The 23,088-nt window shown below is 66.6% G+C and carries 21 protein-coding genes; 8 read left to right on the top strand and 13 right to left on the bottom strand.

Annotated elements, in window-relative coordinates; genetic code table 11:
• Window positions 1–25: 25 nt before the first annotated feature.
• A complete protein-coding gene (locus tag EAH73_RS23845) occupies window positions 26–3,772 on the bottom strand; it encodes a PKD domain-containing protein (protein WP_140465125.1) in 3,747 nt (1,248 codons plus the stop codon).
• Window positions 3,773–3,879: 107 nt separating this feature from the next.
• Between EAH73_RS23845 and EAH73_RS03710 the strand changes: the two genes are divergently transcribed.
• From EAH73_RS03710 to EAH73_RS03695, 4 genes are all read left to right on the top strand, one after another.
• Window positions 3,880–5,034, top strand: a complete 1,155-nt coding sequence (locus tag EAH73_RS03710) for a trans-sulfuration enzyme family protein (protein ID WP_140465124.1) — start codon at window positions 3,880–3,882, stop codon at window positions 5,032–5,034.
• A 126-nt stretch (window positions 5,035–5,160) separates the two neighbouring features.
• Window positions 5,161–6,126, top strand: coding sequence for a DoxX-like family protein (locus EAH73_RS03705; RefSeq protein WP_140465123.1), 966 nt, complete (start codon window positions 5,161–5,163; stop codon window positions 6,124–6,126).
• A 27-nt stretch (window positions 6,127–6,153) separates the two neighbouring features.
• Window positions 6,154–6,834: a DUF4166 domain-containing protein gene (locus EAH73_RS03700; RefSeq protein ID WP_140465122.1), complete on the top strand. Its 681-nt coding sequence runs from the start codon at window positions 6,154–6,156 to the stop codon at window positions 6,832–6,834.
• Window positions 6,835–6,899: 65 nt separating this feature from the next.
• On the top strand, window positions 6,900–7,649 hold the full coding sequence (locus tag EAH73_RS03695; RefSeq protein ID WP_140465121.1) for a fatty acid desaturase: 750 nt from the start codon (window positions 6,900–6,902) through the stop codon (window positions 7,647–7,649).
• A gap of 155 nt (window positions 7,650–7,804) precedes the next feature.
• Here EAH73_RS03695 and EAH73_RS03690 read toward each other — a convergent pair whose 3' ends face one another.
• The 5 genes from EAH73_RS03690 to EAH73_RS03670 all read right to left on the bottom strand — a co-directional run bounded on the left by EAH73_RS03690 (window position 7,805) and on the right by EAH73_RS03670 (window position 12,143).
• A complete protein-coding gene (locus EAH73_RS03690) occupies window positions 7,805–8,692 on the bottom strand; it encodes an SDR family oxidoreductase (RefSeq protein WP_140465120.1) in 888 nt (295 codons plus the stop codon).
• Between the two features lie 66 nt (window positions 8,693–8,758).
• Window positions 8,759–9,310 (bottom strand): hypothetical protein, encoded by a 552-nt coding sequence (locus tag EAH73_RS22970; protein ID WP_161599443.1) that lies wholly within the window; start codon window positions 9,308–9,310, stop codon window positions 8,759–8,761.
• A gap of 94 nt (window positions 9,311–9,404) precedes the next feature.
• A complete protein-coding gene (locus EAH73_RS03680; RefSeq protein ID WP_140465119.1) occupies window positions 9,405–10,571 on the bottom strand; it encodes a DegT/DnrJ/EryC1/StrS family aminotransferase in 1,167 nt (388 codons plus the stop codon).
• Window positions 10,572–10,730: 159 nt separating this feature from the next.
• Window positions 10,731–11,423, bottom strand: a complete 693-nt coding sequence (locus EAH73_RS03675) for a NeuD/PglB/VioB family sugar acetyltransferase (RefSeq protein ID WP_161599442.1) — start codon at window positions 11,421–11,423, stop codon at window positions 10,731–10,733.
• A gap of 69 nt (window positions 11,424–11,492) precedes the next feature.
• Entirely contained in the window at window positions 11,493–12,143 is a 651-nt protein-coding gene (locus tag EAH73_RS03670; RefSeq protein WP_140465117.1) for a sugar transferase, read from the bottom strand.
• Between the two features lie 222 nt (window positions 12,144–12,365).
• Here EAH73_RS03670 and ispE point away from each other — a divergent pair, with 222 nt between their 5' ends.
• Entirely contained in the window at window positions 12,366–13,190 is an 825-nt protein-coding gene (gene ispE / locus EAH73_RS03665) for a 4-(cytidine 5'-diphospho)-2-C-methyl-D-erythritol kinase (protein WP_140465116.1), read from the top strand.
• A 156-nt stretch (window positions 13,191–13,346) separates the two neighbouring features.
• Here ispE and EAH73_RS03660 read toward each other — a convergent pair whose 3' ends face one another.
• The 4 genes from EAH73_RS03660 to tgt all read right to left on the bottom strand — a co-directional run bounded on the left by EAH73_RS03660 (window position 13,347) and on the right by tgt (window position 18,360).
• Window positions 13,347–14,666, bottom strand: coding sequence for a DASH family cryptochrome (locus tag EAH73_RS03660; protein WP_140465115.1), 1,320 nt, complete (start codon window positions 14,664–14,666; stop codon window positions 13,347–13,349).
• Between the two features lie 211 nt (window positions 14,667–14,877).
• Window positions 14,878–15,813: a DMT family transporter gene (locus tag EAH73_RS03655; RefSeq protein ID WP_140465114.1), complete on the bottom strand. Its 936-nt coding sequence runs from the start codon at window positions 15,811–15,813 to the stop codon at window positions 14,878–14,880.
• Window positions 15,814–15,999: 186 nt separating this feature from the next.
• Window positions 16,000–17,079: an LptF/LptG family permease gene (locus tag EAH73_RS03650; RefSeq protein WP_140465113.1), complete on the bottom strand. Its 1,080-nt coding sequence runs from the start codon at window positions 17,077–17,079 to the stop codon at window positions 16,000–16,002.
• A gap of 150 nt (window positions 17,080–17,229) precedes the next feature.
• Window positions 17,230–18,360, bottom strand: a complete 1,131-nt coding sequence (tgt, locus tag EAH73_RS03645; protein WP_140465112.1) for a tRNA guanosine(34) transglycosylase Tgt — start codon at window positions 18,358–18,360, stop codon at window positions 17,230–17,232.
• A 70-nt stretch (window positions 18,361–18,430) separates the two neighbouring features.
• On the opposite strand from tgt, the gene EAH73_RS03640 reads away from it, so the two are divergent.
• On the top strand, window positions 18,431–19,585 hold the full coding sequence (locus tag EAH73_RS03640) for a glycosyltransferase (protein ID WP_161599441.1): 1,155 nt from the start codon (window positions 18,431–18,433) through the stop codon (window positions 19,583–19,585).
• The gene (locus EAH73_RS03635; protein ID WP_140465110.1) at window positions 19,576–20,202 is read left to right on the top strand and encodes an RNA polymerase sigma factor; all 627 of its coding nucleotides are present in this window, start codon (window positions 19,576–19,578) and stop codon (window positions 20,200–20,202) included. Before EAH73_RS03640 ends, EAH73_RS03635 begins: the two co-directional genes overlap by 10 nt.
• Window positions 20,203–20,264: 62 nt before the next feature.
• Here EAH73_RS03635 and EAH73_RS03630 read toward each other — a convergent pair whose 3' ends face one another.
• Together EAH73_RS03630 and EAH73_RS03625 are read right to left on the bottom strand one after the other, a co-directional pair.
• Window positions 20,265–20,498: a helix-turn-helix domain-containing protein gene (locus tag EAH73_RS03630; RefSeq protein WP_140465109.1), complete on the bottom strand. Its 234-nt coding sequence runs from the start codon at window positions 20,496–20,498 to the stop codon at window positions 20,265–20,267.
• Entirely contained in the window at window positions 20,498–21,244 is a 747-nt protein-coding gene (locus EAH73_RS03625) for a DUF2975 domain-containing protein (protein WP_161599440.1), read from the bottom strand. The genes EAH73_RS03630 and EAH73_RS03625 overlap by 1 nt, the downstream gene beginning before the upstream one ends.
• Before the next feature lie 191 nt (window positions 21,245–21,435).
• On the opposite strand from EAH73_RS03625, the gene rsmG reads away from it, so the two are divergent.
• The gene (gene rsmG / locus EAH73_RS03620) at window positions 21,436–22,065 is read left to right on the top strand and encodes a 16S rRNA (guanine(527)-N(7))-methyltransferase RsmG (RefSeq protein ID WP_140465107.1); all 630 of its coding nucleotides are present in this window, start codon (window positions 21,436–21,438) and stop codon (window positions 22,063–22,065) included.
• Between the two features lie 10 nt (window positions 22,066–22,075).
• On the opposite strand, the gene EAH73_RS03615 is transcribed toward rsmG, so the two are convergent.
• Window positions 22,076–23,062: a YheT family hydrolase gene (locus EAH73_RS03615; RefSeq protein ID WP_140465106.1), complete on the bottom strand. Its 987-nt coding sequence runs from the start codon at window positions 23,060–23,062 to the stop codon at window positions 22,076–22,078.
• Window positions 23,063–23,088: the final 26 nt, after the last annotated feature.

Here is a 23,088-nt window from a genome sequence, read left to right as displayed (position 1 = left end):
AAGGATATTTGATATAAATAAAATACTATTCCACCACCACGCGGCGGGAGTAGAGCTGGCCGTCGGCGGCCTGGCAGAGGACGGTGTAGAGGCCGGGTGCCAGGGGGGCGTCGAGGGTGCGGCGGGCGGCGGCGGTGGGGCTGAGGGGGGCGGTGCCGTGCCAGGCGGTGCGGCCCAGGGCGTCGACCAGGCGCAGGGCGGCGGTGCCGGAGCCCAGGGGCAGGGCCAGGGCGAGGGAGCGGCCGCCGGCCACGGGGTTGGGGTACACCTGCAGCGCCGGCGAGTCGGCCAGGGCCCGGGTGGCGGTGGCCACGGTATTTTCTGCCCGCACATTGCTCAGGTACAAGTTGTTGCCGTATTCGTTGAAGGCCGTGAAGCGGAAGTACACTTGCTGGCCGGCGAAGGCCGTGAGGTCCACGCTTTCGGTGCGCCACTGGCTGGCGGCCGTGGGGATGAAGGCGGATGCCTGGACGGCGGTGGTGCCCAGGCCCGTGGCCGCCGACTGCAAGTACACGCGGCCGAGGCGGGTGTTGGTGCAGGCGGTGTACACGTCCACGGCCAACGAGTCGTTGTTGGCCGCGGGGGCCGCCGACACGGCCGCGTAGGCCAAATCGAAGCGCAAAAAGGCCTTGGCCTGGCCGCGCAAATCCACGGCGGGGGTGCGCAGCGTGTCGCGCTGGGCCCGCGTCGAGTAGTTGTAGAACAGGACGGCGGCCACCGTGCCGGTGGTGCCGTCTTTGCGCACCACGCCGCCGGCGGGGCCCCAGGTGAGGGCGTTGTCGGGGTTGGCCACCGTCCAAGTGGCGGGAATGCCGCTGGCCAGGGGCTCGGCGTAGGGGAGGGCCTGGCCGCTGCCCTGCACGGCCACTGTGGCGGTGGCGGCGGCGCTGCTGCCGTTGCCGTTGCTCACCACCAGCGTGGCGGTGTAGGCCCCGGCGGTGGCGTAGGTCACCACGGGGCTCGGGGCGGCGCTGCTGGCGGGCGTGCCCCCGGGGAACGTCCAGGCGTAGGTGCTGGGGCAGGGCCCCGACGTGCTGGTGAACGTGACGGCCCCGCCTGCGCACACCGGCGAAGGTTTCAGCGTGAAGCTGGCCACGGGCACGGCGCTCGATACCACCACGATGCCCGCGGTGGTGCGGGTGGCGGTGCCGTTGGCGCTGGTCACGGTCAAGGTGGCGTCGTAGGTGCCGCCGCGGGCGTAGGTCACCACGGGGTTTTGGGCGGTGCTGGTGGCGGGCGTGCCCCCGGGGAAGCTCCAGCGCCAGGCCGAGGGCCCCAGCAGCGAGGCATCGGTGAACTGCACGGCGGTGCCCGGGCACACGGGGGCCCCGGCGCTGGCCGAGGCGTTGAACAAGGCCACCGGGGCGGCGGTGGTGCTGGTCACGGCGATGTCGTCGAAGGCCCGGCCGCCGCGCAGGGTGCTCGAGGCCGCATCAACCTGCGTGGTGCCGGTGCGCTGGAAGCGGATGCGCACGTCGGCGCCCAAGGTCAGGCCGTTGGCGGCGGCAAACTGGGTTAGGTTCACGCTCACCGTTTGGTAGTCGGTGGTGGCGTTGGTGCCCGTGAGGCTGGCCAGGCTGTACCAGGTGGTGCCGCCGTCCACGCTCAGGGCCACGCCGTCGGTGTCGCTGCTGCCGGTGAAGGTGGCGGGCATCGCCTGGTCGATTTCGCCCAGAATCTTCTTGTGCCGAAACGTGAGCAGCGCGCCGCCGGCCGGGGCGCTGGCCAGGTTCAGGCGCAGGTCGGCCTGCGATACCCGGCCCCCGGTGTAGCTGCCGAAGCCGTAGTACGGGAAAAAGGCATCCAGCACCAAATGGCCGGGGCTGGAAACAGGCGCGAAGTCGGGGCGGATGGCCACCCGGGCCGCGCCGCGGCTCGTAACGCTCCAGTTGGGCCCCAGCGCCGCCCCATCGAACACGTCGATAAACGGCACCGCGGCCGCCGTGGGCAGCCCGTACACCGCCGCGTAGGCATTGATCAGGCCCACGCCGGTGGTGGCGTCGAAGCCCGGGGTGTTCAGGTCGAGGGCCGTGGCCTTGAGCTGGGCGTTGAGCTGGGCGGGCGTGCTGCCGGGGCGCGCCTGCAGCAGCAGCGCCGCCACGGCCGCCGCGTTGGGGGCCGCCGCCGAGGTGCCGGCGAAGATGAACCCATCGGCCGGGTCGGGAAACACCGTGCCGCTGAAGAACGTAGTGCTCACGTAGTCAATCGACGTGAAATCGGGCTTTTGGCGCGTGGCTGGGGCCCCCAGGGCCGAGCCGTCGGGGTTGAAGAGGATGGTGGGGGTGCCAATGGACGAGAACGACTCGGCCGCGAGGCGGTTGAACGACGGGGCCGCGGCCACGGCCATGGCGCTGGCCGCCGCTGCGTGGCCCGTGATGGTGCCGCTGTGCGTCCAGTACTTGGTGGGGGCAAACGAGTCGCCGAACGAGGCGTACTTCACGCGGGCCGGGGTGGCGGTATTGGCCCGGCGGTTGATGATCAGGTTGTAGGCCGTATTGGTGCTGGTGGCGCCGTTGGTGAAGCTCAGGATTTCGTAAGGGGCCTGGCTGGCGATGTTGTTGTTGGCCGCCGTGGCCACCGTGTCGCCCTTGATGGGGCCCCCGGCGCGGGCAATGACCAGGTAGGCGTCGAGGTCGGTCTTCACGCCGGCGGCGGTGTAAAACGGGTCGCTCCACTGCAAGCTGATGGTGAACTTGCCCGAGGCTGGAATCGTGAACGGCTGACGCGTATCGGTAGGGGCCCCGGTCGAAAGGCCGAAGTCCAGGTCCGCGCCCCGCGCTGCATTGGTGAACGTGGGAGCCACGTATTCCGAGGCATCGTCGGCCTGGTTGCCGGCCGCCGAGTAGTAGGCTGCCCCGCCGGCCACGGCCGTCTCAATGGCCTGGGCCACCACGCCGTCCTGGTACAGCGGCTCGGCGAAGTAGCCAATGTCGTCCACCAAAATCTTGCAGTTGCCCCCCGTGGGGCTGGCCAGCCGGGCAATCTGGGTGGCAAAGTCGGCCTCGCCGAAATACACCGAGCTGAAAGCCTTGCCGGCGCCGGGCGCGATGTCGTGCACCAGCTCCAGCATGGCGCGGCCCTCGTCGGTGCCGCGCGAATACTCCTGCAGCACCTGCACGTTGGCGGGCAAATCGCCGGAGGCCACGCCGGCCGCCGCTCCGTTCAGGGCATTGTACGAGTCACTCATTACGCCAACGCGCACGCCCGTGCCGTCGTAGCCGCCGGGGCGGGTGCCGCGCACGCGGGCCGCTTCCAGTACAAAGTCGGCCTGGTTCGTTACCTTGCCCGCCCGCCCCACGGGCAGGTAAATGGGCAGCACGCCCAGCAGGCCCTGCGCCGCCAGGGCCTCAATACCGGCCGCACCGGGGGCCAGCTGGCTCACTGGCAAGCGGCCCTCGATGAAGTGAAACTTGCTTTGGTCGGACACCACGACGAAGCCGCGGGCCAGCAGCGCCGGGCGCAGCGCGGCCACGTCCTTCGCCGTGATGCGCACCAGCACCGCATCGTCGGTGGCGGCCACGTGCAGCTGCGGAAACGCGGCGGCCAGCCGCCCGGGGCTGCCCTTGCCGGCCGCACCGCCGCCGGCGCGCCACTGCTGGTACACTTGCTGCAGCTCGCCGCCGATGCGCGCGTTGGGGTCAGTAGGGGCTGGGCGGGGCCCCGCGGGGGGCCCCACGGCGGTGCGCGGTGCGCGGGCCGGGGCCGGCCCCACCTGCGCCAGCAGCGGCGCGGCGGCCAGGCACAGGCCCAGTAGCGTAATCTTATAATGCATAAAAAGATGGGGTGAGAATGGGAAAGGAAAGATACGCCGGGGCCCCCACCGCCCCCCAAATTCGGCGTTACTTTGGCGCATTCTTTTGCCCGCGCCGGGCCCCCGCCATGAACCTGACCAACATCCACCCCAAAGTCACCCCCATCTACCAAACCTCGGTCTTCAAATTTGCCTCGCTGGCCGAGCTGGAGGAGTACTACACGGCCCCCGGGCGCGGCGGCCGCTACGGCTACTCGCGCTCCGAGCACCCCAACACCGAGGAGCTGGTGGCCGCCGTGGCCTTGCTCGAAGGCGTGGCCGGCGGGGCCCTGGCCGGCGTGGCCACCGGTGCGGGCCTGAGCGGGCTGCTGGCCGCCGTGCTGGCCACCTGCCAGGCCGGCGACCACGTGCTCTGCCCCGCCGAGCTGTACGGCGGCTCGGTGGTGCTGCTCTCCAACGAGCTAGCCCGCCTGGGCATCGACACGACCTACGTGCCCCTGGCCGACCTCTACGACCTCGGCCGCCACGCCCGCCCCAACACCAAGCTGGTGCTGGCCGAAACCCTGAGCAACCCGCTGCTGGTGGTGCTCGATGGGCCCCGGCTGGCCGCCGCCTGCCAGGCGCAGGGCGTGTTGCTGTTGATTGACAACACGTTCGCCTCGCCCGCCATCAGCCAGCCCTTCAGTTGGGGCGCCGATTTGGTGTGGCACTCGGCCACTAAGTACCTCGGCGGGCACTCCGACGTGACGGCCGGCCTCGTGCTGGCCCGCGACCCGGCCGTGGCCCAGCGCCTGCGCCAAGTGGGCGGCAGCCTCGGCCTTACCCTGGCCCCGCTGGAAAGCTGGCTGACGTTGCGCGGCACCAAAACCCTGCGCCTGCGCATGCGCCAGCACTCCGACAACGGCCTGGCCGTGGCCCAGTTCCTGGCCCAGCAGCCAGCCGTGGGGCAGGTGTTCTACCCCGGCCTGCCCACCCACCCCGGCCACGCCCTGGCCGCGGCCCAGCTGCGCGGCGGCCAGTTCGGCGGCATGCTCTCGTTCCGGCTGGCCGACGACACGGCCGCGGCCGTCGATGCGTTCATCCAAAAGAGCCAGCTCTTTCCGCTGGCCCCGTCGCTGGCCGGCGTCGATTCGTCGTGCTCGTACCCGCTGGCCACCTCGCACCGCCACATCCCCGACGAGCGCCGGCAGTCCCTGGGCATCACCCCGGGCCTCATCCGCCTCAGCGTGGGCATCGAGGAAGCCAACGACCTGCTTGCCGATTTGGCCCAGGCGCTGAGCTAGGGGCCCCAGGCAAAAGTAGCGGTTGGATTAAGCCAAGCGGCCGCGGTATTATGCTGGTATTTAACGGAATAAGTAGCCGCGTCGCTTGGCTTCCAGATGGGTGCGGGCGTACCTTTCGCACGCGCTATGAAGAACCCGCCGCTCTACGTCGAAGCCCGCATTCGCTGCCCCCTGGAGGCGCTGTGGGCGCACACCCAGCAGCCCGAATTGCACCAGCAATGGGACCTGCGGTTCACCGAAATCACCTACCTTCCCCGGCCCTCCGAGGCCGCGCCGCAGCAGTTTCTGTACGCCACGCGCATCGGGTTTGGGCTGGGCGTGGCCGGGCGCGGCGAGAGCCTGGGCACCAAGGAAAAGAACGGTGAACGTACCTCGGTGCTCAAGTTTTGGTCCGACGAATGGGTGTCGCTCATCCGCGAAGGCGCCGGCTACTGGAAGTACGTGCCCACGGCCGACGGCCTGCGGTTCTTTACCAAGTACGATTACCAAACGCGCGGGGGGGCCGCCGGCCGCTGGCTCGACCGGCTGGCGTTCCGGCCGCTCATCGGCTGGGCCACGGCTTGGAGCTTCGATTGCCTGCGGCTGTGGCTCGAAACCGGGCAGCGGCCGGCCGTGTCGCGCCGCCTGGCCCTGGCGGATGGCCTGACGCGCGCCACGCTGGGCGCGGTGTGGGTGTACCAGGGCGTGGTGCCCAAACTGCTGTTTCAGGACACCGGCGAGCTGGCCATTTTGCAGGGCGCGGGCTTTTCGGCGGCCGCGGCGCACCGGGTGGCGGCGGCGGTGGGCGTAGCCGAAATCCTCTTCGGCCTGCTGTTTTGGTTGCTGCCGGCGCGGCGGTTGCGGCCCGTGTACTGGCTGCACCTGGTGGGGCTGCTGGTGCTGGGCGCCGGGGCCCTGTTCAGCCAGCCGGCCGTGTTTGTGGCACCCTTCAACCCGCTCACCCTCAATGTCTCGCTGATGGCGCTGGCTGCCGTGGCCCTCCTAATACCCGCCGACATGGTGCCCCGCGCCGCCCGGTGCCTGCGCCAGCCGCCAGCCGGGGCCCCCACGGCCGCTGCCAAAACGCCAGTGACGGCGCAGCAGCTCGCTTGATTTCTTTTAACTTTCCCAACCCCGCCCATGGCCTCCATCTACCAGCAGCAGCTCGGCGATGATTTCTGCAAGCTGCACCCGCGCATTCAGGAGCGGCTGGCGTTCAGCAGCGAGGACAACCGCGCCTTTGTGGGCGAGGGTACGATGGAGCGGGTGTGGCACGGGCCGTTCTACACCCAACCGTTTTTGCGCATCGGGCTGCGCCGCAACATCATGTTCCCCGACGCGGGCGAGAACGTGCCGTTTCGCATTGAAAACTACGCCTACCTCGACCCGCTGGGCCGCGAAACCGTGACCTGGGTGCGTCGCTTCGCCTTTCCAGGCCACACCCGCTGCTTCGACGCCACCATGATTCGCAGCGAGGCCCGCGGCCGCATCGTCGATTACTTGGGCACGCACCAACACCTGGCCGTCGATATTGACTTGGCCGTGACCGCGCGGGGCGGCCTGCGGCTGCGCTCGGGCGAGCAGCGCTTCCACGAGGGCCCCGTCACGTTCCGGTTCCCGATGCTGTTTTCGGGCCTGGCCGACGTGGAGGAGTGGTACGACGACGAGGCAGATTGCTACCGCATCCAGGTGGAAGTGAGCAACCCGGTGTTTGGCAAGCTCTTCGGGTACTACGGTTCATTTCGGCCCACTTGGCGCGAAGTGGCCCCGGCCGACATTCCGGCCTACGCGCTGCCCGTGCGCCACGAGCTCCGTGACTGAGTCGCGTGGGGCCCCGGGTGCGCCGTGGGGCCCTAGGATAGATTTTTCAACAAGCGTTATTTAGCATGAACCTGCAACTCACGCCCGCCCAGCGGCGCATCGAATTGGCCCGGCCCTGGGTGCTGCTGGGCGTCTACATTGCGCTGGCCGCGGCGGGCTGGTGGTGGCTGGCCGTACCATTGGTGGTGGTGGTGTGCCTGGCGGCCTTCGTGCAGATGCACGACGCCATGCACAACGCCCTGGGCCTCAGCAAAGCCGCCAACAAGCGGGTGCTCAGCCTCAGCGGTTTGCTCATCCTCAAAAGTGGCCACGGCTTGCAGGTAACGCACCTGCGCCACCACGGCCGCTGCCTCACCGAGGCCGACCCCGAGGGCGCCCCCGCCACCTGGAGCTTCGGGCGCGTGCTCTGGCAGGGCCCCTGGCACACGCTGATGCTGCGCCGCGAAGCCCTGCGCATCGCGCCCAGCACCAAGCAAATCCAGCTGCTGGAAACGGCTGGCACGCTGGCGCTGCTGGCGGGTTTCGTGGTGCTGTACTGGCTTACTGGCTCGCCGGTGGGGCTGGTGTACTGGGCCGTGGCGTTTTTCATGAGCGCCACCATGCCCATCTGGGCATCCTACGTGCCGCACCACGTGTCGTCGCGTAACCCAGTAGCCCGCACCGCCGCCGCCCTCGCCCAGGCCTGGACGCCCATCACGGCCTCGTTCGCCTTCCACCACCTGCACCACCACTACCCGCGCGTGCCCACGGCCCTGCTCTACCGCGCCGCCGCCGAGCTACCCCCGCCGCCCGAGGAAGCGCACCATCACCATTGAGTTGGCTAGGGGCTCTGGACAAGGCGAAAGGCACTTGGGTAAGGCTGTAAAAAGCAAGGGTCATGCTTCGCTGTGCGCTGCATAACCCTTGCTTTTTGTTCTTTCTCAGACGAACGTTTGGGGCCCTGGCAGCTAACTGCCAACGTCCAAAAACGCTAGTAATCGAACGACTCGCGGTGCTTTTGCACAAAATCGGCCCACAAGGTGGGCTGCTGGCCGGTGATGGCGGGGAAGTTGTCGAATGTGTCGTCGGCCCCGGGGATGGTGTGGGCGGCGTAGCGTTTGTAGTGGTCATACACGCAATCCATGTAGGCCATTTCGGCCCCGGCGGCGCGCATGTTTTCGCGGAAAATCTCGGGAGACTGGGCCTCGTAGCGGAAGGGCTTACCCAGTATTTCGGCCATGGTGGCGGCAATTTCGTCGTACGATTTGGCCTCGTAGCCTAGGCGGTAGGTTTGGCCGGCGTGGCGCTCGGGGTGCAGCAGGGCCTGCGCGGCCACTTTAGCCACGTCCTCAGCATCCACCCAACTCATGCGCGCATCGCCCACGAACTGCTTAATCAGCCCCTGGCGCACCACCTGGGTGCCGCCGTAGCTCAGCAGGTTTTGCATGAAGGTTTCGGGGCGCAAGTGCGTGAAGGAGAAGCCGCGCCACTCGATGTAGCGCTCCACGAGCTGGTGCCAAGCCCAGTGGGCCACCGTGGCGTCGTCGCGCCCGCAGGCCCCCAGGTGCACAATGTGCTGCACCCCGGCCTTGTGGGCCTGGTCGAGAAATGCCTTGCTCTGGCGCAGCATGTCCACGGTGTAGCCGGTCACGAGCAGGGCCCGGTCAATGCCGTGCAGGGCGGGCCCCAGGGTTTCTTCCTTGTCAAAGTCAAGGATGACGGTGCGAATGCCTTGGTCCTGAAACGGTTGGGCCTTGGCAGCTGAGCGCACCGCGGCCACGGGTGTGATGGAATCGTTGGCGAGCAGGCGGCGCAGGGTGTCGCCGCCAATCTGGCCGGTGGCGCCGGTGATGAGGACGGTGGGTTTGGAAACGGGCATGGAAAACACAAACGGTGAAGGGCCACAACCCAGCGGCGCGGCCCAATGTTCACGTTCGGGGCCCTATTATAGCTTGTTCGATACCTGATCGGAAATCTGGCGGGTAGTGCGCAGGGCCTGAAATTCAGCCTGCTGCGAGCGAATCGTTACCTTGTCGTCGAGTACAAAATTGGCGCGCACCTGGTCGTAGCGGCCGTTGAGGCTGCTGAGCACGGCGGCGGCAGCCGACCAGTCGGCCGGGTTCCAGGTGCGGCGGTCGTTGCGCACCTTCTCGATGAAGCGGGTGTAGGCGTCGAGCAGGGCGGGGGCCGTCAGGGTGCCTACGGTGGTTTTCTCGCGGAAAAAATCCGACACCTGCGCATCGGTGGCGCGGCCATCGGCGGCCACGGCAGTGCCATTGCCGCTGGGCAGCGCGGTGCCGGCCGGTAGGGTGGTGGTGCGGGTAGTGCGGCGGATGACCTTGCCCGTGGCCGGGTCCAAGTCCTCGGTCACCTCGGTAACCTGCTCGGTGGCGGGCTTAGCCGCGGTGGTGGTTTTGGCGGCGGGCTTGGTTTGGGCGTGGGCGGCCACGGGCAGCGCTAGCAGCAGCGCGGCGGCAAAAAGTCGGGAATTATTCATGGATGATAAAAGATTGGCTGGGCCTTTAACGGCAAAACGGAGCCCGGCGGGGGCCCCGTGGCAATAAAGGGGCCAAGCTGCGCGGGGCCGCCGCCTAGCGCAACGCTTCCGCCAGGGCCCCGGCCACGCGGCGTAGGTCGCTATCCGTGAGGGCGGTGCCGCTGGGCAGGCACAGGCCCCGGGCAAACAAGTCGGCGCACACCGCACCGCCGTACATGGGCGCGTCGGCGAAGAGCGGCTGCAAGTGCATGGGCTTCCAGAGGGGGCGGCTCTCCACGTTGCGGGCTTCGAGGGCCAGGCGCAGGGTTTCGGGGGTGGCGGCGGGGGCCCCGGCGGCGGCCAGGTCGGCCGGCTCGGCCAGTAGCACGGTGGTGAGCCAGCGGTTGGATAGGGCCCCGGGCAGCTCGGCGGCGGGGGCCACGGCCAGGCCGGGCAGGGCGGCGAGGTGCTCCTGGTACCACCGAAAAATCTCGCGGCGGCGCTTCACGCGGTCGGCCAGCAGCTCCATTTGGCCGCGGCCGATGCCGGCCAGGATGTTGCTCAGGCCGTAGTTGTAGCCCACCTCCGAGTGCTGGTAGTGGGGGGCCGGGTCTTTGGCCTGGGAGGCCAGGTAGCGGGCGCGGGCGGCCAGGGCGGGGTCCTGGGTCACGAGGGCCCCGCCGCCGCTGGTGGTCAGGATCTTGTTGCCATTGAAGGAAAACACGCCTACCCGCCCGAAGCTGCCCAGCGGCTGCTGCTGCCACGTGCTGCCCAAGGCCTCGGCCGCGTCCTCCAGGATGGGAATATCAAATTCCTGGGCCAGGGCCCCAATTTCTGCCAGCTGGGCCGGCATGCCGTAGAGGTGCACCAGCAACAGGGCCCGGGGCTTGCGGCCGCGCCGCAGCCGGTCCTCAATGGCTTCGCGCAGGTGCCCGGGGCACAGGTTCCAGGTAGTGGCCTCGCTGTCAACGAATACCGGCGTGGCCCCGCAGTAGCGGATGGCGTTGGCCGTGGCCACAAACGTGAACGAAGGACACAGCACCTCATCGCCGGGGCCCACGCCCAGCAGCAGCAGGCCCAGGTGCAGGGCCGCCGTGCCCGAGCTCAGAGCCACGCAGTGGGCCACGCCCGCCGCCGCGCAAATGTCGGCCTCGAAACCCACCAGGTTGGGCCCCACGGGTGCCACCCAATTGTCTTCGATGGCCTTGTGCACGTAGTTCAGCTCGTGGCGGCCGAGGTGGGGCGGGGAGAGGAAAATCCGGTCGTGGTCTTGGCTGCGCAATTAGTCAGTTTAATAATTATCGGTAAACAAGTATCAGTTAGCAGTTAGCCGTGAAGCTATTTGTAATGAACATTTTAATAATAGTCTGTCGTGCTCATCTGACGTTCGGACGATTGTCGGAATACCCCAAGTGTTGACTTGCTAAAACATCGTTGCCAGCTACTTAATGATCCGGGCCGGCACGCCCACGGCCGTGACGCGGGGCGGCAGGCTGCGCACCACCACGGCCCCGGCCCCCACGGTGGCGTACTCGCCCACGGCCACGCCCTGAATCACGGTGGCCCCCGTGCCGAGGTACACGCCGGGGGCCAGCCGGGCGGCCCCGCCCACGTTGGCGCGCGGCATCAGCGAGCAAAATTCGCCCAGCACCGCGTCGTGGCCCACGGTGCAACCCAGGTTGAGGAACACGAAGCGGTCGAGGGCAATGTCGCAGGTTAAAATGCAGCCCTGCTGGATGATGCAGCCCTCGCGCAGGCTGATGCGCTGGCCCGAGCCCAGGGCCACGCCCGGGTGCACCAACACCGGAAACGCCAGCTGTGGCGAGGTGAGGCGGCCCACCACGGCGGCCCGGCCGGCGCTGCTGCCCACGGCCACGGCCACGGCCAGCGGCTCGGCGGTGGCGTTGAGGTCGGCGCTGGTGCCCAGGTAGGGCAGGCCGGCCACGGTGGGCGTGGCGGGCGCAGCGTCGTCGTAGAAGCCGCGCACCTCCCAGGCGGGGGCGCCGGTGGGGCCCGGGGGCAGCTGCTGCACCAGGCCCAGCACCTCGCGCCCCAGCCCACCGGCCCCAAAGATGACGAGCGGCCGGCCGGTGCCGGGCCCGGCGTAGTAATCCGAAAAGAAAAGTTGGGTCATGCGGCGGCGGGCGCGGAGCGGAGTGAAGGGCAAGTGAGCGGCAAAGGTCGGGCCGGGTCCCCACATCGCCTACGCCGAACCCCGAAAAGCCTCGGTGGTGGCCTGGCCCGGGGCCGCCACGCCCGCCCCGCCCAGCACCCGTCCGGCGGTGCGCCACAGTATTTTCAGGTCCAGGGCCAGCGACAGGTGGTCGACGTACCAAGTATCAAACGCGAATTTTTCTTCCCACGCCAGGGCGTTGCGCCCGTTCACCTGGGCCCAGCCCGTGAGGCCTGGGCGCACCAGGTGCCGCCGCGCCTGGGCCGGCGAGTACAGCGGCAGGTACTGCGGCAGCAGCGGCCGGGGCCCCACCAGGCCCAGGTCGCCGCGCAGAATGTTCCAGAGCTGGGGCAGCTCGTCGAGCGACGTGGCCCGCAGCCAGTGGCCCAGCCGCGGCAGGCGCTGGGCGTCGGGCAGCAGCTGGCCGGTGGCCGGGTCGCGGGCGCTGGTCATGGTTTGGAGCTTGTAGAGCGTGAACAGCTGCCCGCCGCGCCCTGGCCGCGCCTGCCGGAACAGCCAGGGCCCACGGTTTTGGGCGGCGGCCAGCAGGGCCCCCAGCGCCAGCAGCGGCAGGGCCGGGGGCAGCAGCGCCAGGGCCCCGGCCACGTCGAGCCAGCGCTTGCCGCGGCGCACGTAGAAACTTTGGGCGGGGAATGCTGAATTTTGGGCGGCCGCGGGCATGCACAAAAATAGGCTGCCGCCCCGGGCGGGCGGCTTTGTCGCCAGTTGCCCGGCAACCTACAGGGCCCCGGTGCATATCTAGTAAAACGTCATGCCGAGCGCAGCAAAGCATCTTTACTGCGTAACCAATGCTGACTACGGGCGCGGTAAAGATGCTTTGCTGCGCTCGGCATGACGGCCTAACGGAGCCATTCAACAACCTTCTACCCACTCTTCCCCGCCTTGCTCACCTTCCCCAACGCCAAGCTCAACCTGGGCCTGTACGTCACGGCTCGCCGGCCCGACGGCTTCCACACCCTCGAAACCGTATTTGTGCCCCTGCCCTGGACCGATGCGCTGGAGCTGCTGCCCGCCGCCCCGGGCCAGCCCACCAGCTTGGGCCTCAGCGGCCGCCCCATTCCCGGGGCCCCCAGCACCAACCTGTGCGTGCGGGCCTACGAACTGCTGCAAGCCGATTTCCCGCAGCTGCCGCCCGCGCAGCTGCACCTGCACAAGGTGGTGCCCATCGGGGCGGGCCTGGGCGGCGGCTCGGCTGATGCAGCCTTTGCCCTGAAGGCGGCTAATGAGCTGTTTGGCTTGCAGTTATCCACGGAAGTGCTGGAAGGCTACGCCCGCCGTCTGGGGGCCGACTGCGCCTTTTTTATCCAGAACAAGCCCGTGCTGGCCCGCGAGAAAGGCGACGTGTTCGAGGAAATCAGCCTCGATCTGGCCGGCACTGCCTGCGCCGTGGTGTACCCCGGCCTGCACATCAGCACGGCCGAGGCCTACGCCCGCATCGTGCCGCAGGCGCCCGCCCACCCGTTGCGCGAGGCCCTGGGGGGGCCCATCGAAACCTGGCGCCACACCGTGTCCAACGACTTCGAAACCGCCCTCACGCCCACCTACCCAGTGCTGGCCGCCATCAAGGAGCAGCTTTACGCCGCCGGCGCGGCCTACGCCAGCCTATCGGGCTCGGGCTCGGCCGTGTACGGCCTGTGGCCCGGCCAGCCTGAGGCCCCCGCGCTGGATTGGCCCGCTGAGTACCTGGTGTGGCGCGGGGTGCTGTAGGGCCCCAGGGGTGGCCGGCTGTGCCTGTGCCGCCAAGCTGTGCTTGGCCTTGCCTATGCTGCCCCAGGGCCCCTAGCGCAAGGTTCCAGGGCAGCATGGGCAAGGCCAAGCACAGCTTGGCGATACAGGTAGCGGCATCTTGAAAAAAATACCAGCCTACGCCCGCCAGGTGCGCACGTAGCGGCCCTGCGGGTCGTAGCGCTTGGCTTGCTGGGCCACGTCGAAGGCGGTGTCGCGCACGTCGGTGCCGGTGCCGGCAATGTACTTCCAGTTGCCCCAGTTCGAGGCCGCGTCGTGGTCGATGAGCTGGTGCTCGAAGTAGGCCGCGCCCCAGCGCCAGTCCTGGTGCAGGTCGTGGATAAGGTAGCTGGCCACGTTCTGGCGGCCGCGGTTGCTCATGAAGCCGGTGGCATTCAGCTCGCGCATGTTGGCATCCACGAAGGCGTTGCCGGTGCGCCCGGCGGCCCAGTCCTCAAATACGGCCCTATCGGGCTGAGTGGGCTTGGGAACCTGGCCGCGCAGGCCACGCCAGCGGAAGAAATCGGGCCCGGCCTTGTGGGCCAGCAGGCGGAAGTAGTCGCGCCACAGCAGTTCCAGCCGCAGTTGCATAGCTCCTTTGCTGCGCGCGCCGTGGGCGGCGTCGTACCCATCAATGGCCGCCCAAATCTGGCGGGCCGAGAGGCTGCCGTTGGCCAGCCAGGCCGACAGCTTGGTGCTGAAGGCCTCGCCCAGCAGCTGGTTGCGGGTGTCATCGTAGCGGCCGATGAGGTGGCGCTCCACGGCGTAATCGTGCAGGCGGGCCAGGCCGGCGGTTTCGCCCCCGCCCAGCGCAGGCAGGGCCGAGCGTTGGTCGGATGTCACAGTAGCTGGTGCCGGCTGGCCCAGCGCCGCGGCCAGGGCCCCCGCCGTGGGCAGTGCGGCCGGCACGAAGTCCGTCGGCAGCGGTGGCAGCCGGCGCGGCGCGGGCAGCGGCGGCCGCACCGTCATTTTCGAAAATACATCGAACCGAAATTTGCTGAAGGAAAAGGGCAGGTTGCGCAGGGGAATGGGCAGGTCGGCGGGGTGCAGCAGCGTCAGGGTTTCGAAGCGGCGCAGCGGAATCTGGGGCCCCAGCGCGGCGGTGAGGGCTTCTTCAGCCTCCTCTTCCTCGGTGGTGTGCTCGGTGCTGGCGTGCTCGGCCTGCGCGCCCAGCTGCCGGGCCAGGGCGGGCAGCACGTCCTCGGGGCGGCCCACGGCGAAGTGAATGCCGGAGCCCAGCGCGGCGTAGCGCTGCTGCAAGTCGGCCAGCGTTTCGAGCAGGAAAGCCAGGCGGTGCGGGCCGGTGCGCGGCAGGCCCAGGTAGGCATCGGGCCCCAGGGCCACGGGGTCGAAGCAGTACACCGGCAGCAGGGCCCCGGCGCTGGGCGGCAGGGCGGCCAGGGCTTCGTTGTCGTGCAGGCGCAGGTCGTTGCGCAGCCAGTAAATAACGGTGGTCATGGAAAGGGAAGCGGCGGGTTTGGCCTCCCTAACAGCGCAACCCCGCAAACTTCTTTAGGGCCCCCGGCTGTAGCGCGACCGTTCAGCGCCGCTAACCTTCGGTTGTGGTCCGCGGCGCTGAACGGTCGCCGAACGGCAATCGGCAGGACGAAGCGAGCACCGCGGACTACAACCGAAGGTCAGCGGAGTAAAGTCCGCGCTCCAAACTGGGCTACACCACCGCGTCCAGGGCCTGGGCGCGGCGGGCCCGGCGGCGGTTCCACTGCTCGATTACCGGGTGGATAAGTACGCTCACCAAGATGATGACGGTGCCCAGGTAGAAGCCGCCCGACATGCGCTCCTGCCCGAAGCCCGGCACCCGCAGCCAGTACAGCAGCTGGGCCAGCACAATGCCGTACACCGGCTCCAGATTGATGGTGAGGTTGACGACGAAGGCCGATAGGCGCTTCATCAGTTCCACCGACGACGAGAAGGCGTACACCGTGCACACACCCGCCAGCAAGGCCATCCACAGCCAGCCGTAGCCGTGCAACGCCAGCTGCACGCCCGCGCCCTGGGTGAAGTAGCGCCCATAAAACGGCAGGAATAGGGCGATGCTCAGGCAGGCCCCCGCCATCTCGTAGAAGGTAAGCCTGACCGGCGCGTGGCGCTTCACCAGCTGCGAGTTCAGCACGCTGAACAGAGCCGAGAGCCCCGCCGAGCCCACCGCCACCAGCAGGCCCGTAAGCTGGCTCAGCTCGGCCTGCGAAATCAGGTACAGGCCCAGCATGGCCCCCAGGCCCAGGGCTACCTCGTAGGCCCGCACCCGCCGCCACAGCAGCAGTGGCTCCAGCAGCGACGTCCACAACGCCAGCGTGGCCAGCCCCGCCAGGCACACGCTCACTGACGAGAGGCGCGCGGCCAGGAAAAACGTAATCCAGTGGGCGGCCACCAGCGTGCCCACGCCCAGCAGCTTCAGGGCCTCGCGCCACGGCAGGCGCCAGCCCAGGCCCCGCGCCGCCAGCAGCAGCCCCAGGCCGCTACTGGCCAGCAGCGTGCGCCAAAACACCAGCTCCACGGCCGGCGTGGGGGCCAGCAGCTTGCCCAATATGGCCGTGAAGCCCCACAGCAGCACAATGAAATGAAGGCGGAGGTAGTCTTTTAGCATGTTGGGAAAGTGGCAGATGGGGAAAGCAGCAAGCAGGTAGTCCGGTTAAAAGCTGTCATCCTGAGCGCAGCGAAGGACCTAACGACAGCTGAACAATTCGCAGTGACTCGTAATTACTGCAAACCGTTCGGCTGTCTTCAGGTCCTTCGCTGCGCTCAGGATGACAGAAAATTGCTAATCAGGTCTTTACTTCGGTACGAAGCGGTACAGGGCCAGGCCGATGACCAGGAAAATGGTGTTGGGCACCCAGGCGGCCACCAGCGGGGCCAGGGTGCCCACCTGGGCCAGGTTGCGGCTCAACATCACGAAAATGATGAACACGAAGGCCAGCACGAAGCCCAGCGCAATTTGCCCGCCCACCCCGGCCCGCGACTTCCGGGCGCTGAGCGACACGCCGATGAGGGTGAGGATGAGCGTGGCGAAGGGGTAGGAGTAGCGCTCGTACTTGGCGCTCATATAAGTGGCCGTGTCGTCGGCGCCGCGGTCTACCATCTCCTGGATGAAGGCGTTGAGCTGCGGCAAGGTCAGGGTTTCTTCCTCGCGGTAGTGGCTGGCGAAATCTTTGGGAACGAGGCGCAGGGTGGTGTCGCGGGCGGCCACGGTCAGCAGTGTCTCATCCTGGGGGCCCCGGAAGGTGCGGATGAGCTGCGGCGACATGTGCCAGGCCTGCTTGGTCGAGTCCCAACTGATGGCGTCGGCCGTCATGCGCCGGTGCAGAATGGTGCTGTCAATCGTCTCCAAGGCAAAGCGGTAGCCCACGTTGCGCTGGCTGTCGTAGCTCTGCATGTACACGTAGCTGCGGGGCCCGATGCGGATGTGCACGTCGTGCCCCTTGAAGGTGTAGGGCAGCTTCACGTAGGCCCGCTCGAAGCGCACGCGCTCCTTGTTGGCCAGCGGCAGCACCCAGCCCGTGAGGGCAAAGATGAACAGCCCCACCAGCGTGGCCGCCCCCAGGTACGGGGCCAGCAACCGCTTGAAGCTCACGCCGCTGGCCATGATGGCCACAATCTCGGTGCGCGACGCCAGCTGGGCCGTTACAAATACCACCGCAATAAAAATGGTGATCGGGGCCAGCAGGTTGGAGAAGTACGGAAACAGAAACACGTAGTACTCGAACACGATCTGCTTCATCGTCAGCTTGTGCTGGATGAAGTCGTCGTTCTTCTCGGTGAAGTCAATCACGCAAATCACCGACACGATGATGAGCACCGTGAAGACGAACGCCGTGAGGAATTTCTTGATAATGTATTTATCGAGGATATTCATAAATCGCAGATTATGCAGATTCTAAGCTGATTTCGCAGATTCTAACGGACCGTTCAAACGGAGCTGATTAATGGCAGATTCCGCCGCAGCCGCAGTTGAACGGCCCGGTCGAATCTGCGAAAATCATGGTTAATCTGCATAATCTGCGATCTACAGGCGCGTCATCACTTGCTGCACCATGCGGTCTTTCCAGGGCCCAAACGTGCCGGCCTGGATTTGCGTGCGGGCCTCGCGCACCAGCCACAAATAGAAGGCCAGGTTGTGGGCCGAGGCAATTTGGGGCCCCAGCAACTCCTTGCTCTGGAACAGGTGCCGCAAATAGGCGCGCGAGTAGAAGGTGCTGGCCACGCCGGGCAGGCTGGGGTCGATGGGCGTGAAGTCCGTCGCCCACTTCTTGTTGGTGATGTTGACAATGCCCTGGGTGGTGAACAGCATGCCGTTGCGGGCGTTGCGGGTCGGCATCACGCAGTCGAACATGTCCACGCCCAACGCAATGTTTTCCAAGATGTTGGCCGGCGTGCCCACGCCCATCAGGTAGCGGGGCTTGTCGGCGGGCAGGATGTCGCAGACCAGCTCCGTCATCTCGTACATCATCTCGGCGGGCTCGCCCACGCTCAGGCCCCCAATGGCGTTGCCGGCCCGCCCCTGGGCCGCCACAAACTCGGCCGACTGCACCCGCAGATCCTTAAAAGTGCTGCCCTGCACGATGGGGAAAAGGTTCTGCTCGAAGCCGTAGAGGCCCTCCGTGGTATCGAAGCGCGCAATGCAGCGTTGCAGCCAGCGGTGCGTCATGTCCAGCGAGCGGCGGGCGTAGTCGTAGTCGCAGGGCCAGGGCGTGCACTCATCGAAGGCCATGATGATGTCGGCCCCAATCACGCGCTGGATGTCCATCACGCCCTCCGGCGTAAACAAGTGCTTCGACCCATCGACGTGCGAGCGGAACGTCACGCCGTCCTCCTTGATTTTGCGGGTGTTGCTGAGCGAAAACACCTGGTAGCCGCCCGAGTCCGTCAGGATGGGCCCGTCCCAGCCGTTGAACTTGTGCAGGCCCCCGGCGGCTTGCAGCACCTCCAAGCCCGGGCGCAGGTACAGGTGGTAGGTATTGCCGAGGATGATCTGGGCCTGCACGTCGGTGCGCAGCACCTGCTGGCTCACCGCTTTTACGGTGCCGGCCGTGCCCACGGGCATAAAAATGGGCGTTTCGATGGCCCCGTGGGCCGTGTGCAGCAGGCCGGCGCGGGCCTTGGTGGCGGGGTCGCGGGCAATGAGGTCAAAGGTCATAAGCACCCGCAAAGGTAACCCCGCCGGCCCGGGGCCCCTACCTTTGCCCGCTCATTCGCGTTGCCTGCCGTTGCCTCCGTATTTACCCAAGTCCCCTGTTTTCTGGTTGCTGGTGGCCTGCGTGCTGGCGCAGTTCTACTACTGGTTCTACTACTTCGGGCCCTTCGCCCGCCGCCCCGCCGAGGCCCCGGCCGACGCCCCGGGGCCCCACGCCGACGACGAGCCGGTGTCCATCGTCGTGTGTGCCCGCAACGAGCTGGAAAACCTGCGCCGCCTGCTGCCTTTATTGCTGAAGCAGGATTACCCGGCGGGCTTCGAAGTGGTGCTCATCGACGACCGCAGCTACGACGAAACCCAGGACTACGCCCAGCAGCTGGGCCAGTACTACGCCGGCCGCTTCCGCCTCGTCACCATCAAAAGCACCCCCGACGGCTTCGCCCCCAAGAAATACGCCCTCACCCTGGGCATTAAGGCCGCCACCCACCCCCGCCTGCTCTTCACCGACGCCGACTGCATTCCGGCCACCAACCAGTGGCTGCGCCTGATGCAGCGCGGCTTTGGGGCCCCCGGGGCCCCGGCTGGCCTCGTGCTGGGCTTCTCGGGCTACGCCGAGGGCCCCGGGCTGCTCAACCGCCTCATCCGCTACGAAACGCTGCTCACCGCCGCCCAGTACCTCAGCTTTGCTTGGCGCGGGCGGCCCTACATGGGCGTGGGCCGCAACCTGGGGTACACCTGGGCCACGTTTGCGGCCGCTAAGGGATTCGCCAGCCACATCCGCCGCCTCAGCGGCGACGACGACTTGCTGGTGCAAGATGCAGTGGCCCAGGGCGTGCGCGCCGCCGTGGTGGCCGATGCCCCCGCCCACACCCTGAGCGAGCCGGCCGCCACCTGGGGGGCCTGGTGGACGCAGAAGCGCCGCCACCTCTCGGCCGGCAGCCGCTACCGCCTGGCCGACCGCGCCCGCATCGGCACCTTCGTAATGGCCAATTTACTGCCCTACGCCCTCACCGCGGGACTAGTATTTTCGCCCCAATATTGGGTACCTTTGGCGGTAGTTTGGGCCTTGCGAACTTTCGCGCTGGCCTACGTGTATGGCATCCTTGGCCGGCGATTGGAACAGAAATTGCCGTCCGCGTGGCTACCGCTGCTCGATGGCTTGTACTTCGCCCAATACGTTGCCATCAGCTTTTCCTTGCTATTCAAGCGTTCCCTTCGATGGAAGTAACTAATAATCAAGATATTCAAAAGCAATTTTCTGCTAAAGCCAAGCACGACTTCAAGCTAATCCGCGCCGCCGTGGACCACGGCGACGAGAAGGCCTACGCCGAGCTGATGCAGATTTACAAGAAGCCCGTGTACCACGTGGTGCTGAAAATGGTGCGCAACCAGGACGACGCCGAGGACCTCACCATCGAGGCCTTCGCCAAAGCCTTCAAAAACCTGCACAAATTCAATCCCGAGTACGCCTTCAGCACCTGGCTGTTCCGCATCGCCACCAACAACTGTATCGATTTCATTCGCAAGAATAAAATCAAAACGATGTCGATTGATTCGGCCATCAAGGTGGACAACGGCGACGAAATCACCATCGATTTCCGCGACAACGACCTGAACCCGGCCGAGCACGCTGTGCGCAACCAGAAAATCGAAATCATGCGCCACGTCGTGTCGCGCCTGCCCGATAAGTACCAGCGCCTGGTGAGCCTGCGCTACTTCGACGAGCTGAGCTACGAGGAAATTGCCACCGAGCTCAAGGCCCCCCTGGGCACCGTGAAGGCCCAGCTGCACCGCGCCCGCGAGCTGCTCTACGACATGATGAAGCACACCCGCCAGATCATTTAAGCAGGTTTAATGCAAAAAGCCCCGGCGCAAGCCGGGGCTTTTTTTGTGCCCGCCCGGGGGCCCTAGTCGGTGCCCGGGCGCAGGTCGGCCGGGTCGGGGCCGTGGGCCAGCAAGTCGCCCGGCTGGCAGTCCAGGGCCTGGCAAATGGCGGCCAGCGTGCTGAAGCGCACCGCCTTGGCCTTTCCGCTTTTCAGGATGGAGAGGTTGGCCAGGGTGATGCCCACGGCCTCGGCCAACGCGCTGAGCGTCATCTTGCGCCGGGCCAGCATCACGTCGAGGTTTACAATAATTGGCATCAGATAACGAGTTCGGCTTCCTGGCTCAGCGCCACGCCGCGCCGGTATACGATGGCGATAATGGCCAGCACAATGCCCATCCACACGTTCGGCAGCGTGTTTCCGGTGTTCAGGAAAACGTAATGGTTGAGGGTTTCGGTTAATCCCGGGGCCCGAAAGGTGGGCACCAGGGCGCGGACTAGGTAATAGGCCACTTTCTCCCAGATGGCTAAGCCCAATACCAGCAGCGACAACTGGCTCAGCCGCCGGGCGTTCGCAAAAGTGAACGGTGCGTCGGGCGTCACGTCCAGTAGCAGCCGCCACAGCAGCCAGCTACCAATGGCTAGGAAAAGTAGCCAAGGCAATGAAAACAAGCTATTGGAAGCCCCCAGGTAAAACAGCGTCACCCGTTTCCAGGGTGTGGGCTCGTGGTAGCGAAGCAGCGGCTCGCGTGGGTTGGCCGCCAGCTCAAAACCCGTGGTAGCAGCTTGCAGTGTGGGCAGGGGCCCCCGGTCCTCGCGCATGGGATTGCCTTGCCAACCCTCGTCAAACCCGGCTTTGGCATCGTGTAGTGCAGGGAATAAATTGGGCGAAAAAGTGTTCAGCGCCAGCCGAACCTCAGGGCCCCCGGTGGCGATGTCGTAGGTGCGTCCAATTGCCTGAATTGAAAATACAAAGGCACCAAACAACAGCATGCCCACCACCACCCGGCTGAGGAGCAGCATGCCTCTCAAGCCAAACCAGTGCTTCAATCGCTCTTTTTGCATGACGAATAAGAAATAATTTCCGCCAGCAAAGCAACACATATTTATTGATATTCAATAAATATGTGTTGATAAAAAATAAATTTATATCGTAAATCAATTAACTATAAAATTTTTCACAATTGACCGCGCCTTGCCAAGCGCAGGGCCCCCGCCGCTACCCCAAACCCGCCGAACCGTGCACCTTTGCACCCATGAACCTCCTCCAGCAGCACTTCCCCGCCTTCACGCCCGCGCAGCTCCAGCTTTTCAAGCAGTTTGAAGCCGAGTTCCGTCTCATCAACGAGCAGGTGAACCTGGTGTCGCGCGCCGACATGGACAACTTCACGGAGCGGCACATCTTGCACTCGCTGGGCATTGCCAAGGTGGTGCAGTTCCCCAAGGGCAGCGCCGTGCTCGACGTGGGCACCGGCGGGGGCCTGCCCGGCCTACCGCTGGCCATTGCCTTTCCCGAGGTGCACTTCCACTTGGTGGACAGCATCGGGAAGAAGATCCGGGCGGTGCAGTTCATGGCCGGGGCCCTGGGCCTCGACAACGTGACGGCCGAGCAGACCCGCGCCGAGCAGTTGCGCCCCAAGTACGATTTTGTGGTGAGCCGCGCCGTGGCCCGCCTCGCCACCTTCCACCCCTGGGTAGCCCACCTGTTCAAGCCCAAGGGCCTGCGCGAGAGCGGGATGTACCTGCTAAAAGGCGGCGACCTGACCGAGGAAATTGCCGAATCGGGCCTGGTGGCCACCGTCACTGACTTGGCACAGTTCTTCCCCGAAGAATTCTACGAAACCAAGAAAGTCGTGTTCGTGCCCGCCAACTCGCGGGTGCGCTAGCCGGGGGTAATCAGGCCGGCAGGGGCCCCAGTAGAAATTCCACTGCCCGCCGCTCCGAGTAGTACGCGCCGTCGGGGGCCCCCTCGCCGAAGCCCACGTGCCCGCCTTCAGGCGGCGTTTCGAGGTACATAAAAGCCGAGGCTGCCGCCACGGCCCGCGGAAAGCATGAGGGCGTCAGAAACGGGTCGTTTTCCGCGTTCACTAGTAGTGTGGGTATCTGGATATCAGCCAGGTACTGCCCCGAGCTGGCGTGGGCGTAGTAGGCATCGGCCGAGGCAAAGCCGTGCATGGGGGCCGTGTAGCGGTTATCAAACTGCGGAAAATCGCGCAGCTCGTCGAGCCCGGTCAGGTCCACCTCGCCGGGCAGCAGCGCGGCTTTTTCCCGGATTTTCTGGCGCAGCGTCTTCATGAAGCGCCGCATGTACACCGTGTTTTGGGGCCGGGCAATTTGCATAGAGCTGGCCCGCAAATCGGTGGGCACCGAAAACACAGCGGCGCGCTTTACTTCGGCCGGCACCCGGCCGGGGGCCTCGCCCAAGTACTTGAGCGTCACGTTGCCGCCCGCCGAAAAGCCCGTTAGGTACGCCCGCCGGTAGCGGCCGGTGGCCAGGGCGTGGCGCAGTACCAGGTCCAGGTCCTCGGTGTCGCCGAGGTGGTAGGAGCGGAGCAGGCGGTTCATTTCGCCGCCGCAGCTGCGGTAGTTCCAGGCCAGCGCGTCGAGGCCGGCGCGGTTGAGGGCCCGCACCATGCCGCGCACATAGGCCCGGTCGCTGCTGCCCTCCAAGCCGTGCGACACGACGACGAGGCCATCGGTGGGGGCCCCGGCGGGCAGGCGGCTCCAATCCAAGTCGAGGAAGTCGCCGTCGGCCAGCTCCAGCCGCTCGCGCTCGTAAGCCACGTCGGGCACCGAGCGCCACAGGCTGGGCACAATGGTCTGCACGTGGCCATTGAACAGGTAGTGGGGCGGCTGGTAGGCTGAGTGCGAAACGAGGGGCATGGCAAAAAAAGCAATTGGGGCCCCGG

Origin of the sequence: Hymenobacter nivis (genome assembly GCF_006439025.1) — a bacterium.
GTDB lineage: Bacteria > Bacteroidota > Bacteroidia > Cytophagales > Hymenobacteraceae > Hymenobacter > Hymenobacter nivis_A.
Note: the sequence above shows the minus strand (reverse complement) of the source record. Positions and strands in the feature narration are given on the sequence as shown.

Coding starts and splice junctions, on each gene's coding strand:
- EAH73_RS03690 (WP_140465120.1), bottom strand. CDS start 8,692: ATGCCCGTTTCCAAACCCACCGTCCTCATCACCGGCGCCACCGGCCAG.
- EAH73_RS03615 (WP_140465106.1), bottom strand. CDS start 23,062: ATGCCCCTCGTTTCGCACTCAGCCTACCAGCCGCCCCACTACCTGTTC.
- rsmG (WP_140465107.1), top strand. CDS start 21,436: ATGAACCTCCTCCAGCAGCACTTCCCCGCCTTCACGCCCGCGCAGCTC.
- EAH73_RS03710 (WP_140465124.1), top strand. CDS start 3,880: ATGAACCTGACCAACATCCACCCCAAAGTCACCCCCATCTACCAAACC.
- EAH73_RS03625 (WP_161599440.1), bottom strand. CDS start 21,244: ATGCAAAAAGAGCGATTGAAGCACTGGTTTGGCTTGAGAGGCATGCTG.
- EAH73_RS03655 (WP_140465114.1), bottom strand. CDS start 15,813: ATGCTAAAAGACTACCTCCGCCTTCATTTCATTGTGCTGCTGTGGGGC.
- EAH73_RS03700 (WP_140465122.1), top strand. CDS start 6,154: ATGGCCTCCATCTACCAGCAGCAGCTCGGCGATGATTTCTGCAAGCTG.
- EAH73_RS03670 (WP_140465117.1), bottom strand. CDS start 12,143: ATGCCCGCGGCCGCCCAAAATTCAGCATTCCCCGCCCAAAGTTTCTAC.
- EAH73_RS03630 (WP_140465109.1), bottom strand. CDS start 20,498: ATGCCAATTATTGTAAACCTCGACGTGATGCTGGCCCGGCGCAAGATG.
- EAH73_RS23845 (WP_140465125.1), bottom strand. CDS start 3,772: ATGCATTATAAGATTACGCTACTGGGCCTGTGCCTGGCCGCCGCGCCG.
- EAH73_RS03695 (WP_140465121.1), top strand. CDS start 6,900: ATGAACCTGCAACTCACGCCCGCCCAGCGGCGCATCGAATTGGCCCGG.
- tgt (WP_140465112.1), bottom strand. CDS start 18,360: ATGACCTTTGACCTCATTGCCCGCGACCCCGCCACCAAGGCCCGCGCC.
- EAH73_RS03650 (WP_140465113.1), bottom strand. CDS start 17,079: ATGAATATCCTCGATAAATACATTATCAAGAAATTCCTCACGGCGTTC.
- EAH73_RS03705 (WP_140465123.1), top strand. CDS start 5,161: ATGAAGAACCCGCCGCTCTACGTCGAAGCCCGCATTCGCTGCCCCCTG.
- EAH73_RS03660 (WP_140465115.1), bottom strand. CDS start 14,666: ATGACCACCGTTATTTACTGGCTGCGCAACGACCTGCGCCTGCACGAC.
- EAH73_RS03635 (WP_140465110.1), top strand. CDS start 19,576: ATGGAAGTAACTAATAATCAAGATATTCAAAAGCAATTTTCTGCTAAA.
- EAH73_RS22970 (WP_161599443.1), bottom strand. CDS start 9,310: ATGAATAATTCCCGACTTTTTGCCGCCGCGCTGCTGCTAGCGCTGCCC.
- EAH73_RS03675 (WP_161599442.1), bottom strand. CDS start 11,423: ATGACCCAACTTTTCTTTTCGGATTACTACGCCGGGCCCGGCACCGGC.